The 12,079-nt window shown below is 69.0% G+C and carries 13 protein-coding genes; 6 read left to right on the top strand and 7 right to left on the bottom strand.

Annotated features, from left to right (window positions below; translation table 11 throughout):
* The 4 genes from ABD466_RS02105 to ABD466_RS02090 form a co-directional block, all read right to left on the bottom strand.
* Positions 1–892: AMP-binding protein (locus ABD466_RS02105; protein ID WP_344655151.1), on the bottom strand; the 892-nt coding region annotated here is incomplete at its 3' end.
* 249 nt (positions 893–1,141) lie between these two features.
* The gene (locus ABD466_RS02100; RefSeq protein ID WP_344655150.1) at positions 1,142–1,720 is read right to left on the bottom strand and encodes an acetate uptake transporter; all 579 of its coding nucleotides are present in this window, start codon (positions 1,718–1,720) and stop codon (positions 1,142–1,144) included.
* Positions 1,721–1,895: 175 nt separating this feature from the next.
* Positions 1,896–2,630, bottom strand: coding sequence for a LytR/AlgR family response regulator transcription factor (locus ABD466_RS02095; protein WP_344655149.1), 735 nt, complete (start codon positions 2,628–2,630; stop codon positions 1,896–1,898).
* Complete coding sequence (locus ABD466_RS02090; protein WP_344655148.1) at positions 2,627–3,847, bottom strand: sensor histidine kinase; 1,221 nt, start codon at positions 3,845–3,847, stop codon at positions 2,627–2,629. Before ABD466_RS02090 ends, ABD466_RS02095 begins: the two co-directional genes overlap by 4 nt.
* A 112-nt stretch (positions 3,848–3,959) precedes the next feature.
* Here ABD466_RS02090 and ABD466_RS02085 point away from each other — a divergent pair, with 112 nt between their 5' ends.
* Together ABD466_RS02085 and ABD466_RS02080 are read left to right on the top strand one after the other, a co-directional pair.
* On the top strand, positions 3,960–4,541 hold the full coding sequence (locus tag ABD466_RS02085; RefSeq protein ID WP_344655147.1) for a TetR/AcrR family transcriptional regulator: 582 nt from the start codon (positions 3,960–3,962) through the stop codon (positions 4,539–4,541).
* A 14-nt stretch (positions 4,542–4,555) separates the two neighbouring features.
* Positions 4,556–5,482, top strand: a complete 927-nt coding sequence (locus ABD466_RS02080) for an alpha/beta hydrolase (protein ID WP_344655146.1) — start codon at positions 4,556–4,558, stop codon at positions 5,480–5,482.
* Here ABD466_RS02080 and ABD466_RS02075 read toward each other — a convergent pair.
* A complete protein-coding gene (locus tag ABD466_RS02075; protein ID WP_344655145.1) occupies positions 5,448–6,425 on the bottom strand; it encodes an ATP-binding protein in 978 nt (325 codons plus the stop codon). The two genes, ABD466_RS02080 and ABD466_RS02075, sit on opposite strands and share 35 nt — an antisense overlap.
* Positions 6,426–6,612: 187 nt before the next feature.
* Between ABD466_RS02075 and ABD466_RS02070 the strand changes: the two genes are divergently transcribed.
* Positions 6,613–7,395, top strand: a complete 783-nt coding sequence (locus tag ABD466_RS02070) for an oxidoreductase (protein WP_344655144.1) — start codon at positions 6,613–6,615, stop codon at positions 7,393–7,395.
* 51 nt (positions 7,396–7,446) lie between these two features.
* Here ABD466_RS02070 and ABD466_RS02065 read toward each other — a convergent pair whose 3' ends face one another.
* Positions 7,447–8,190: an SDR family NAD(P)-dependent oxidoreductase gene (locus tag ABD466_RS02065; RefSeq protein WP_344655143.1), complete on the bottom strand. Its 744-nt coding sequence runs from the start codon at positions 8,188–8,190 to the stop codon at positions 7,447–7,449.
* 97 nt (positions 8,191–8,287) lie between these two features.
* Between ABD466_RS02065 and ABD466_RS02060 the strand changes: the two genes are divergently transcribed.
* From ABD466_RS02060 to ABD466_RS02050, 3 genes are all read left to right on the top strand, one after another.
* On the top strand, positions 8,288–8,890 hold the full coding sequence (locus ABD466_RS02060; RefSeq protein WP_344655142.1) for a TetR/AcrR family transcriptional regulator: 603 nt from the start codon (positions 8,288–8,290) through the stop codon (positions 8,888–8,890).
* Positions 8,891–9,336: 446 nt separating this feature from the next.
* The gene (locus tag ABD466_RS02055) at positions 9,337–10,332 is read left to right on the top strand and encodes an NAD(P)H-quinone oxidoreductase (protein ID WP_344655141.1); all 996 of its coding nucleotides are present in this window, start codon (positions 9,337–9,339) and stop codon (positions 10,330–10,332) included.
* Between the two features lie 70 nt (positions 10,333–10,402).
* Positions 10,403–10,954, top strand: a complete 552-nt coding sequence (locus tag ABD466_RS02050; protein WP_425558513.1) for a bacterial proteasome activator family protein — start codon at positions 10,403–10,405, stop codon at positions 10,952–10,954.
* On the opposite strand, the gene ABD466_RS02045 is transcribed toward ABD466_RS02050, so the two are convergent.
* On the bottom strand, positions 10,929–12,011 hold the full coding sequence (locus tag ABD466_RS02045; RefSeq protein WP_344655139.1) for a phosphotransferase enzyme family protein: 1,083 nt from the start codon (positions 12,009–12,011) through the stop codon (positions 10,929–10,931). The two genes, ABD466_RS02050 and ABD466_RS02045, sit on opposite strands and share 26 nt — an antisense overlap.
* Positions 12,012–12,079 lie beyond the last annotated feature (68 nt).

The following is a 12,079-nucleotide window of genomic DNA, read 5'->3' as shown; positions in this document are numbered from 1 at the left end:
TCTCGGGCTTGAGGTCGAACACCGCGTGGTGCGTGTAGGCGGCCTGGGTGAGGTAGCCGCCGGTGGTGTGCAGGATGCCCTTCGGCTTACCGGTGGTACCGGACGTGTAGAGGATGTACAGCGGCGTCTCGCTGTCGAAGGCCTGCGGCGTGTGCTCGGTGCTGGCCGCGCCGACGGTGTCGTGCCACCAGACGTCCTTCTCGCCCCAGGCCACGTCCGCGCCGGTGCGCTTCACGACGAGCACGTTCTCTATGCTCTCGGCGCCTGTCACGGCCTCGTCGGCGTTCGCCTTCAGGTTCACCGTGCCGCCGCGGCGGTGGTAGCCGTCGGCGGTGATGAGCAGCTTGGCGCCGGCGTCGTCGATGCGGGCGCGCAGGGCGTCGGGGGAGAACGCCGCGAACACCACGGAGTGCACCGCGCCGATGCGGGCGCAGGCCAGCATCGCGACCGCGGTCTCCGGGATCATCGGCATGTAGATCGCGACCCGGTCGCCCTTGGCCACTCCCAGCGCCGTCAGCGCGTTGGCGGCCTTGGAGACCTCGTCCTTGAGCTCGGCGTAGGTGATGGCGCGGGAGTCCCCGGGCTCACCCTCGAAGTGGATCGCCACCCGGTCGCCGTTGCCGGCCTCGACGTGGCGGTCGACGCAGTTGTAGGCGACGTTCAGCGTGCCGCCGACGAACCACTTGGCGACCGGCTTCTCCGACCAGTCCAGGACCTCGCTCCACTTGGTGTCCCAGGACAGGCGCTCGGCCTGCTTCTCCCAGTACGCCAGCCGGTCCGCCTCGGCCGCGTCGTAGGCGTCGGCCTTGACGTTCGCGGCGGCGGCGAAGGCCGCGGGCGGCGCGAAGCGGCGTTCCTCGTGCAGCAGGTTGGAAAGGGCCTCGTTCGACACCGTCTCTCCTCGTTCGATCCTTTATGGCAGCGGTCACACTGTATCCACGCTGAAGCACACCAAGAGAGGGGCGTCCGCACAAGGTTTTGGCGTCTATTGGTATAGACCTTTTACCTTTAGGGGGAACTTCGGATGGCTTCGAGCGTGGTGGGAACAGCGGTACGCCGCCCACCGGGACCCATTACGGCGGGCGGCGTGCTCTATGGTGCCGCTTGGTGATCTACGCTCGATCAACAGTCGATGACCCCACTAGCGAGGCCAGGTCGGCAGCACCTGCTTCCCGTGCGTCTCGTTGGCCACGCCGGCGCAGGAGCCGTAGAAGGCCAGCAGCGCGGTCGCCAGTCCGAACCACCCGCCGACCTTGGTCAGGCTGTCGGGGTCGGCGCTGTTCTGGAACTGGCCCAGGGCCAGGAACAACCAGGTGAGGGTGAGGCCGGCGGTGGTCAGCAGGGTCGCCCCGCTCGTCTTCAGGGCGGCCAGGGTCAGGTAGACCCCGATGATCGTCCAGCCGAGGAAGTACAGGCCCATCGACTTGTAGTCGGCGCCGGTGCTCCCGTGGGCCCAGTAAGTGGTCAGCCAGAAGGCTCCTAGGACGCCGAAGAAGGTCGCGCTGAACGTGTTGCCGCGCCGGTACTCCCACATGGACATCAGGACCGACACCAGGCCGCCGAAGACCACGGCGGTGGCGGCGGTCAGCGTGGTGAGTCCGGCCTCCTTGATCAGGCCGGTGTTGTGGAAGGACAGCAGTCCCAACGACATGGCCAGGCCGGACAGGCCCAGCGGTGCCGGATCGCCCAGCCGCGCCCCGGTGGTGGTGGTCTCGCTCACGACTTCGTCTCCCCTTCGTCGTGTGTCGCAGCGGATCCTCATTGGTCCGCTCTCCCACCACGGTAGGAATTAGCTGCCAAATCAGGACAGAGCGGATAAGAGGTCGATCTCCGGACGGCTTGTGCGGCGCGTTCAACGGGTGACCAACGGAAGCCGAGCGGTCGAGGTGGTGCGATCAGCGGTGGTTTAGGCGTTCACGCACTTCACGGGTGTGGCGGCGGGCCACCGGGATCGGCGTGCCGCCGACGATCACGGTCAGGTGGCCGCTCTCCCACCGGGCTTCGGAGACGGCGTCCACGCGGACCAGGAAGCGGCGGTGGGTGCGGGCGAAGCCGACACTGGACCAGTGTTCTTCCAGGACCGCCAAGGGGATGCGGACGAGGTGATTGCTCGTGGCCGTGTAGAGACGGACGTAGTCACCCTGCGCCTCGGCGTAGGCGACGTCCTGGCGCGGGATGAACCGAGTGACTCCGGCCAGTTCCACCGGGATGACGTCGTAAGGCCCGGTTTCCGCGGTCGTTCTGGGCGCCGCGGCGGGCGTCATTCTCCGGATGGCCTCGGCGAGGCGTTCGGAGCGGACCGGTTTGAGCAGGTAGTCGGCGGCGTGCAGATCGAAGGCCTCCAGTGCGAACTCCTCATGGGCGGTCACGAAGACGATCCACGGCGGGGTGGCGAACTGGTTGAGGACAGCGGCTATCTCCAGGCCGTCCAGCCCCGGCATCCGGATGTCCAGGAAAAGGGCGTCCACCGGGGAGTTCTTCAGGACCCTCAGAGCCTCCGCGCCGTCGTTGGCGGTCAGCACCGAGGTGATGCGGGGGTCGCGGGACAGGAGGTAGGCCAGCTCGGCGACGGCCGGCGGTTCGTCGTCGACCACGAGGACTCGCAGGCCTGCCGACGGAGCGATGGTCATGCGGTCTGCCGTCCCTGCTTCTTGGGAATCCGGATCACCACCGTGGTACCCGCTCCAGGCCGGGACTCGATCTGCAGGCCGTGGGACGTGCCGTAGACCGCGCGCAGCCGCTCGTGGACGTTGGACAGACCGACGGAGGTGCGGGTGCCCGGCTCGGCCGGGGCGAGGGCCTCCTGCAGGACGTCGGCGCTTATCCCCACGCCGTCGTCCGCCACGGTGATGCGGTAGTCGTGGCGTGTTTCCTCGGCGGTGATGGTGACGTGGCCAGGGCCTGGTTTGCCTTCCAAGCCGTGCCGCACTGCGTTCTCCACTATGGGCTGAACGCATAGGAAGGGAACTTCTACAGGAAGTACCTCGGGAGCGATGCGTAGTGTCACCTGGAGGCGTTCGCCGAAGCGCGCTCTTTCCAGCAACAGGTAGCGGTCCACGCAGCGCAGTTCCTCAGCGAGCGTGGTGAACTCGCCGTGCGCGCGGAACGAGTAGCGCGTGAAGTCTGCGAACTCCAAGAGGAGCTCCCGCGCGCGCTGCGGGTCCGTCCGCGTAAAAGAGGCGATCGCTGTCAGGGAGTTGTAGACGAAGTGCGGGGAGATCTGCGCCCGTAGCGCCCTGAGCTCGGTCTCCATCAGACGGGTCCGGGAACGGTCGAGCTCGGCCAGCTCGATCTGGGTGGCGACCCAGTAGGCGACCTCTCCTACCGCCCGCACCAGGGCGACAGAGGTACTGGGGCTGTAGACGGCCAGGGTGCCGATCGCCGAGCTGCCGCCTTCATCACGGATCCCGCCGATGCTGCTCGGCGGGATGATCGGGGCGACGACGGCGTGCCGGAGCACGCAGGACTCACTGCCGCAGTGCACGTCGTCCGGTCCCAGGACCCGCAGGTCTCCGGAGTCGAGGGCCCCGACCGAGAGCTCGTAGGAATTCTGGGAGTGCCGGTGCTGGCCCGCGCCGTCCCAGCTCAGGATGCGGTCGGTGTCGTGGAAGGCCAGGGCCGCGGTGCCCAGCAGCGGTCGCAGGTGCCGGGCCGCGCGGCGGGTGGAGTCCGGGGTGAGCCCGGCCCGCAGCGGGGGTCCGGCCAGGGCGACCGCGTGCATGGCGGCGTACGCCGCGCGCTCGGCCGACGTGCCGGCCAGCCGGTGCCGCTGGACGGCGCGGGACACCGCGACCGCCGGGGCGATGAGGGCGGCCACGATGCCGACGGTGGCGGGGTTCGATGCCACATGCCCCAGTCTGATGGGATCAGGGTTCGAAGTCGAGGGCAAAGCGGCGGGGCGCGCGTGTCGGCGGCCGGAATCCGTCGCACACGGCGAACGATCGTGCTATTTTTGGACCGTGAGCAAGGGCGAGGAGACCCGCAGGGCGGTGCTGGAGGCGGCGGTGGACGTCGCGGCGTCCGGCGGCCTGGCCTCGCTCACCATCGGCTCACTCGCTGAGCGGACGGGCATGTCCAAGAGCGGCCTGTTCGCGCACTTCAAGTCCAAGGAAGCGCTCCAGATCCAGGTCCTGGAGTTCGCCGGCGAGACCTTCGTGGAGGACGTCATCCGGCCCGCGCTCTCCGCGCCGCGCGGCGAGAAGCGGATCACCGTGCTGTTCGAGAGCTGGCTGGGGGTGTCCCGCGAGGGGGGCGCGGAATGCCTGTTCACGTCGGCGGCGTGGGAGTACGACGACCAGCCGGGCGCGGTGCGGGACCGCCTGGTCCGCATGTATCTGGACTTCAACGACTCCGTGGCCCAGATGTTCCGGACCGGGATCGCCGAAGGCTTCTTCGCCGAGGACGCCGACCCCGAACAGTTCGCCCACGACCTGCACGGGATCATGCTCATCCACTTCCAGGCGCGTCACCTGCTCGGTGACGCCAAGGCCGAGGACCGGGCGCGCCGCGCCTTCACCCGGCTGATCGAATCCAACCGCTGAGAGGGGATCGTCCCATGTCTTCCGCGTCTTCTTCGTCGGGCAAAAAAAGCACGATCGTTCGTGCTAAAAAGGTGGTGGCGGTCGGTGCGCTGCGCACCACGTTCCGGGTGCTGGAGGTCCTCGCGCCGGGGCCCGGCGCGCGCTGGGCCGAGCGGATCTGGCTGACCGTGCCCAAACAGCCGTGGCGTCCCAAGTCCCTGCCGCCAGTCGCCGAGGGTGAGCCGTTCACTATGCGGATCGGGGCCAGCACGGTGCGGGGCCGGACGTGGGGCGAAGGGCCGACTGTCTACCTGATGCACGGATGGGGAGGGACAGCTGAGCAGCTTGACGCTTTCGTGCAGCCATTGGTGGACGCGGGGCATCGCGTGGTGTCTTTCGATGCGCCGGGGCATGGGAACTCCACGCAGAGCATGGCCGGTCGTGGTCTCTCGACTCTTCCGGAGTTCATAGAGAGCTTGCGTACCGCTGTGGAGCGCTATGGGGAACCCCACGCTGTGATCGCGCACTCCTTCGGTGCGGCCGCAGTCGTTCTGGCGGTGCTCGACGGTCTTCCGGCCGGTCGTGTCGCAGTGATAGCGCCGATGTCCGACCCGATCGGGTTCTCTTATGAGTTCGCGAAGATGCTGGGGTTCGGGGAACGTATAAGGACCCGGTTCCTCAAGGTCCTGGAACAGCGTGTGGGGGCGTCCATGGACGTCTACGACATCCCCAAGCGCATGCGCGTTGTGGACCCGGCTACGCTTCCGCCTCTGCTGATCGTCCACGACCTCGGGGACCGTCAGGTGCCGGTGTCATCTGGAGAGCGTCTGCAGGCGATGTGGCCCGGTGCGGAGTTCGATCCGTGGACGAGTCTCGGGCACTTCCGGATCCTGATCGATCCGGACGTGGTGGGGAAGATCGTGGCCTTCAGCTCGGTGCCACGAACGCTTCCGGTCCCATGACGAAGTCGGGGTCGACCTGTGCGCCGAGGTCCACGCCGGTCGCGCGGTCGCCCCATGCCTTGGCGTTCTTCAGATGGAAGTGGATCGCCTGCCGGGTGAACTTGGCCCAGTCCTGCGATACCGAGTCCACCTCCAGCTGAAGGCGTGCCAGGGCAGTGCGGTTAGTCGGCTCCAGGGAGTCGAAGCCCTTGTCGCGGCCCTGTTCCTGGGCGCGGACATACGTAGACGCGCCCAGGCAGGCCACAAGGTCGGCGCCGGTGTGCTCGCGAAGGTAGGTGACGTCCTCCGGACCGGTGACCTTGTTGCCGACCACGCGGATGGTGACGTCGTACTCCCTCGCGTACTCCCGGTACTGCTGGTAGACGGACACCGACTTCCGGGTCGGCTCCACCACCAGGCAGGTCAGGTCGAAACGGGTGAACAGGCCGGAGGCGAAGGCGTCGGCGCCCGCCGTCATGTCCATCACCAGGTACTCGTCGGGGCCGTCCACCAGATGGTTCAGGTACAGCTCGGCCGCGCCGACCTTGGAGTGGTAGCAGGCCACGCCCAGGTCCTGTTCGTCGAAGCCGCCGGTCACCATCAGGCGGACGCTCTCCAGGTCGCCGGCGAGCCGTGTCGCGCACAGGCTGTGGACGGGGTTGTCCTCGTCGAGCCGGAGCAGGCGCGAGCCACGGCCCGGGGGCGTGGTCTTCACCATCGCCTCGGCGTCGGCGATGCGCGGGTTGTCGCCGCGCAGGTGGTCCTTGATCTCCCGCAGGCGCGCCGCCATCGGGGTCAGCGCGGCGGTCTCCGCGTCGGACAGGCCGAGCGCCGCGCCGAGGTGCTGGTTGATGTCCGCGTCCACCGCGACCACGGGTCGGCCGCCGGCCGCGAGGTGCCGGATGAGCAGGGCTGAGACCGTCGTCTTGCCGCTGCCGCCTTTGCCGACCAGGGCGATGCGCATGCCGGACCTCCTTGCGCGGGGAGAGGGAACCACGGCGCGGGCCCCCGGAGGGGTCCGCGCCTGATGACAACCGTTTTCAATAAAACGGGTACGCGCCGAGTCTCGGCGTCCCGGCGGCGGCGCGTCAACAACGCGTCCTCCGATCGGGTGGCGGCCCCACTACCGGCCAGTAGGTAGAGTCCGGGGCATGGACAGCAGCTCCCCGATCCGGCGCCTGGCCGCCGCCCCCAACGCCGCTGCCGCGGCGGAGACCGCGCGCCAGGCCGTGGACCGCGTCCGCGGCCACAAGGTCCTGCGCAGCCAGTCCTCTCGCGTCACCGCCGAGTCCCAGCTCCGCGGCGCCCGCGCCTCCGCGGCGCTGGGCTCCCTCAGCGAACCGGGCACCGACTGGCCGCTGGAGGAAGTCCGCCGCCGCACGGACCTCGGGGACGAAGACGGCTCCGGCCACCTCCGCGGCGCTCTCCGCATCTCGGGCGAACTGGGTGCTCTGGCGGCGGTCTGGAAGCGCTCGCCGATCCAGGCCCTGTCCCGGATGCATCTCCTGGCCGCCGCCGGCTCGGTCGACCCCGACCACGTCGGCCGCCCGCGCGACCCCGAGGCCGCGGCACTGCTGACCGCCTTGGCGAACGACCTGCGGGATCCGGAGTCGGCCTCGGTCCCCGCAGTAGTCGTCGCCGCGGCGGTTCACGCCGAGCTCCTCATCGCCGAGCCCTTCGGCTGGGGCGACGGTCTCCTGGCGCGGGCCTCCTCGCGCCTGATCCTCGCCGACCGCGGTCTGGACCCCCAGTCGCTCGCCGTGGTCGAAGCCGGCCACGTCGACCTGGGCGTCGAGGCGTATCTGGACGCCGCGCGCGGCTACGCCGGCGGGACTGAGGAAGGCCGCGCCGCGTGGCTCGACCACTACGCCGAGGCGGTCGCGCTCGGCGCGCGCGAGTCGCTGGCGGTGTGCGAGGCGATCATGCGGGGTTAGGCCCCGCGGCGGCTGATGCGTGAGCCGCCGGGGCCGCCCCCGCTGCCCCTTCTACTTCCCGGCCGCCAGCGCCGCGCCGCCGTTCACGTCCAGCACCACGCCGGTCGTGAAGCCGTTGCCGGCCAGGAACAGCACCGCTTCGGCCACGTCGTGCGGCTGGCCGACGCGGCCCACCGGCGTGGCGGCGGCCTGCTGGGCCATGAAGCCGTCGCGGTTCTCGCCCAGCGGGTGCCACCAGGCCGTGTCGATCACGCCCGGGGCCACCGCGTTGACGCGGACCGGGGCGAGCTCGCTCGCGAGCGGCGGGACGGACGCGTCCAGGGCGCCGTTGGCCGCCGCGAGGGCGACGGTGCCGGGGAAGGCGGCACGGGAGCTGCCGGCGCCGATGAAGGTCACCGAGGCGTGCTCGGACAGGTGCGGCAGAGCCGCCTTCAGGACGCGCAGCTGGGCGAACACCTTGCCCTCGAAGCCCTCGCGGAGCGCCTCGTCGGTGAGGTCGGCCAAGGCGCCGAGGCCGACCATGCCGCCGCTGACGGCGAGCACCAGGTGGTCGATCTCGGTGTCGGCGGCCGCGAACAGCGCGTCGACGTCGGCCTGGCGGGTGGCGTCGGCCTCGAAGACCTGGACCGGGTGGCCGATGCGCTCGGCGGCCGCGTCCAGGCGCTCCTTGCTGCGGCCGGTGATCAGCACCCGCGCGCCGCCCGCGGCGAACGAGCGGGCGATCTCCTCGCCGATGCCGTGGCTGGCGCCGATGACATAGACGGTCTTGCCGGTGAACGTGCCCTGCGTGGACATGGGGTCCCCTCCGTCGGATGACTCTTTGTCGAAACGATCCGTCTCGACAATTATTGCCGAGACGACGCGTCTAGACAACTCGGCTAAGCTGCGGGACATGGAGCGCCCCCACACCGGAAGACGCCGCAACGAGGCGGCCCGCGAGGCGGTCATCGACGCCGCGATCGCTCTGCTGCAGGACGTCGGCTACGAAGGTTTCACGATCGAGCGCCTGGCCAAGGACGCCGGCGTGGGCAAGCAGACGGTCTACCGCTGGTGGCCGTCGAAGGCGGCGGTGGTCGCCGAGGCGATCGGCACCCGCGCGCAGCACACCATCCCGCTCCCGGACACCGGCGCCCTCGGCACCGACCTGGCCGAGTTCTTCCAGACCACCTTCCGCCAGTCCGAGGACCCGGCGGTCATCAACCAGCTGAAGCACATGATGGCGGCTTCCATCGAGAACCCCGAGACCGCCGCACCGTTCAAGGAGTTCCTGGCCAACCGCCGCGCCAGTCTGCGCTCTTTGCTGGAGCGCGGCGCCGCCCGCCACGAGATGGCCGACGGCACCGACCTGGACTTCCTGACCGACCTCGCCTACGGCCTGCTCTGGTACCGCGGCCTGATCGGCCACCGGCCGCTGGACGACGACGCCGCCCGCAAGCTCGCCGCGGCGCTGGTCGCCGCCAGTGCGCCTGCGCCCTCAGCGCCCTCGGACTCGTAGCCGACAACGCTCTCCGAAAACAAAAGGTCAGCGGTGCCGCTATACGGCGGCACCGCTGTAATAAGGGACATCGAGAACGAGTTAACAAGCGTCTTTGTCCGTAGTCGCCTTCCAGGTCCTTGTTCTTGCTCTCCGTCTGCCTGGCTGGCTGGCCCCTTAAGGGGTCGGTCTTTGCGTGGGTTCCCGATCGATGTCGAGGTCTGGCGGCCTTGTACCAACCATTCCTTCTCTTTGAGTTGGAGGTCACCTGGCCTTGTTTTCCTTTCTACGACCGTTACGGGGCGCTGCCAAGTGCTACTGGTGGGTTTTTACTTCTCGTCGACCGAATGGAGGGATCAGGGCGCCTCATCCTGATCAGTGGCCCCAGTCGTCGTCAGGAGTCCCGCGGGGGACCGCTGTGTGGGCTCGATCCGGCCCCCGCGCGTGGGCCTCGCTAGGGTGAAGTCATGCGTGCCATCACGATCGCCGAGCCCGGTGGGCCCGAGCAGTTGGTGTGGGCCGCGGTGCCCGATCCGGTCGCCGGTGCCGGCGAGGTGCTGATCGAGGTCGCGGCGACGGCCGTGAACCGTGCCGACATCCTGCAGCGCATGGGTTTCTACACGCCGCCGCCCGGCGCTTCGCCCTATCCCGGGCTGGAGTGCTCCGGACGGGTCGTGGAGGTCGGCTCCGGGGTCACCGGCTTCGTGGTCGGTGACGAGGTGTGCGCCCTGCTCTCCGGCGGCGGCTACGCGCAGCGCGTCGCGGTGCCCGCCGGGCAGGTCGCCCCGTTGCCGGAGGGCATGAGCCTGTTGCACGCGGGCGGCCTCATGGAGACTGTCTGCACTGTGTGGTCGAACGTCTTCATGCTGGCCGGTCTGTCCGCCGGGGAGACCTTCCTCGTGCACGGCGGCTCCAGTGGCATCGGCACTACCGCGATCCAGCTCGCCCACCAGCTCGGAGCCCGGGTCATCGTCACGGCCGGGACCGAGGCGAAGCTCCAGGCCTGCCGCGACCTCGGCGCCGACCTCGCGGTGAACTACCGCGACGAGGATTTCGTGGAACAGGTGCGCAAGGCCACCGACGGCCACGGTGCCGACGTCATCCTCGACAACATGGGCGCCGCCTACCTGGACCGCAACGTCCAGGCGCTGGCCGTGAACGGCCGTCTGATGATCATCGGGCTGCAGGGTGGCGTCAAGGGCGACGTGAACCTCAACACTCTGCTCACCAAGCGGGCCAGTGTCACCGCCACGACGCTGCGCGCCCGGCCGGCTCGGGAGAAGGCCGAGATCGTGGCGGCCGCCCGCGACGCGGTGTGGCCGCTGATCGAGGCCGGTCGCTTCCGCGTGGTGGTGGACCGGGTGCTGCCGGTCGAGCAGGCGGCGCAGGCGCACCGGATCGTGGAGGAGAGCGGGCACGTCGGCAAGGTCGTGCTGGATGTGGCGACGGGAAGCGGCGGGTGACCGCCGAGTCGCGCGCGTGGAACATAGGGACGGATACATGACGGGAATGACCGGCGACATCTTCGGAGCGATGAATATGAGCTTGAACACGGACCCCGAGCACGATGGCGATCTGCCCGGCCGGGTGATCGTGGTGCCCGCCGGCGGGGACGAGGACGAGTCCGGCGAGAACCCGATGAACGTCGCCGAGATGGTCGAGCAGCCCGCCAAGGTGATGCGCATCGGCTCGATGATCAAGCAGCTGCTGGAGGAGGTCCGCGCCGCGCCTCTGGACGAGGCCAGCCGCGCCCGCCTGCGCGAGATCCACCGCTCCTCGATCGCCGAGTTGGAGAAGGGCCTGGCCCCGGAGCTGGTCTCCGAGCTGGAGCGGCTGTCTCTTCCGTTCGCCGAGGACGAGGTCCCCAGCGAGTCCGAGCTCCGGATCGCGCAGGCGCAGCTGGTCGGCTGGCTGGAAGGGCTCTTCCACGGCATCCAGACCGCCCTGTTCGCGCAGCAGATGGCCGCGCGGGCGCAGCTGGAGCAGATCCGCCGCGCGCTTCCGCCCGGCTCGGTTCCCCCCGGCATGGCCGGAGGCGAAAACGAGCAGCCGGGTCGCATCAGCGGCGCGGGACCGTACCTGTAGCCAGTCCGGCGCCTTCCAGGAAGGCGTCCAGGACCTTCTGGTAGTTCTCCGTCCACCACGGCACCAGGGCCGCGGTGGCGGGGAACAGAGAGTCCGCCCGGTGGTCGGCGTGGTGGTACCGCCACACCGGGATCCAGAAGTCGGTGAGGCGCTCCCACCAGACGCGGCGCACCGAGTCCGCGAGCTCCCCCTCCGAGAATTGCGGGCGGGACGTGACGTAGCCCGCGATGAACATACGCACCAGGTCCAGGTCGAGCTGACCGGAGATCTGCTCGGTGAAGAAGACGAGCGCGGTACTCACCACTTCGTCCCCACAGGGACCTACCGCGGTCTTCTCCCAGTCGATGATGGCGGTGACGTGGCTGCCGGGTCCCAGAGCCGACCACATGACGTTGCCGCCATGGAAGTCCCCATGGATGTAGCCGACGGCGCCGGCCGCACCCGGTGCCGGGCGTAAGTGCGCCACCTCGGGAATGAGGGCAAGACGTTCCCTGAGCCGGTGCGCACAGAGGAGATCCATCATGTCGGGATCGGGGCGTGCGACGACCAGCGTTAAGAGTTGTTCTGCTTCAGCGAGAGCACATTGCTCCGACTTGGTGGTGACGAACAGAGGCTGCGGAACACTTGGAAGGACCTGAGCCAAGCCGCTGTGGATGTCTGCTAAGAGGGTGCCCAGATAGTGCGCATCAGCCTCCTGCATATGAAGTCCGTAGCGGTGCACCCCGCTCTTCCAGGGGAAGACCGCGAGAGGACGCCCGCGAACATAAGAGACTGTGCGGCCGCGGAGATCCCTTAGGGGAGCCACCGCAGGGATCCCCAAGGTCTGTAATCGGATTACGGCTTCGTGCTGCCAGTGCAGCGTCTGCGCCGCACTACGCCGTCGGCCATGCTCGTCGGGCAGCCCCGTCCCGTGGCCACGCCACGGCAGGTAGTGTTTCAGGAAGTAGCTCTGGCCCGCAGAGATCACCCGATACGACCGATTGAGCAGCCCGCTGTCGACGACGCGGAAGCCGGACGGTGCCGGAAGGCCGAACCGCAGGAACAGGCCCTCGAGCATTGCCGAAGTCCCTGACATGCGCGCACTCTATCTCCCGGAACCTCCTTAACCAGGGCTTTATGTTGTCT

Origin of the sequence: Catenulispora subtropica (assembly GCF_039531675.1) — a bacterium.
Taxonomy (GTDB): Bacteria; Actinomycetota; Actinomycetes; order Streptomycetales; family Catenulisporaceae; genus Catenulispora; species Catenulispora subtropica.
This window is presented reverse-complemented; position numbering and strand designations above follow the sequence as displayed.

Excerpts from the sequence above, each read along its gene's own strand:
- ABD466_RS02095 (WP_344655149.1), bottom strand. The coding sequence starts at position 2,630 with ATGACCATCGCTCCGTCGGCAGGCCTGCGAGTCCTCGTGGTCGACGAC.
- ABD466_RS02080 (WP_344655146.1), top strand. The coding sequence starts at position 4,556 with ATGTCTTCCGCGTCTTCTTCGTCGGGCAAAAAAAGCACGATCGTTCGT.
- ABD466_RS02075 (WP_344655145.1), bottom strand. The coding sequence starts at position 6,425 with ATGCGCATCGCCCTGGTCGGCAAAGGCGGCAGCGGCAAGACGACGGTC.
- ABD466_RS02070 (WP_344655144.1), top strand. The coding sequence starts at position 6,613 with ATGGACAGCAGCTCCCCGATCCGGCGCCTGGCCGCCGCCCCCAACGCC.
- ABD466_RS02065 (WP_344655143.1), bottom strand. The coding sequence starts at position 8,190 with ATGTCCACGCAGGGCACGTTCACCGGCAAGACCGTCTATGTCATCGGC.
- ABD466_RS02060 (WP_344655142.1), top strand. The coding sequence starts at position 8,288 with ATGGAGCGCCCCCACACCGGAAGACGCCGCAACGAGGCGGCCCGCGAG.
- ABD466_RS02055 (WP_344655141.1), top strand. The coding sequence starts at position 9,337 with ATGCGTGCCATCACGATCGCCGAGCCCGGTGGGCCCGAGCAGTTGGTG.
- ABD466_RS02050 (WP_425558513.1), top strand. The coding sequence starts at position 10,403 with ATGAATATGAGCTTGAACACGGACCCCGAGCACGATGGCGATCTGCCC.
- ABD466_RS02045 (WP_344655139.1), bottom strand. The coding sequence starts at position 12,011 with ATGCTCGAGGGCCTGTTCCTGCGGTTCGGCCTTCCGGCACCGTCCGGC.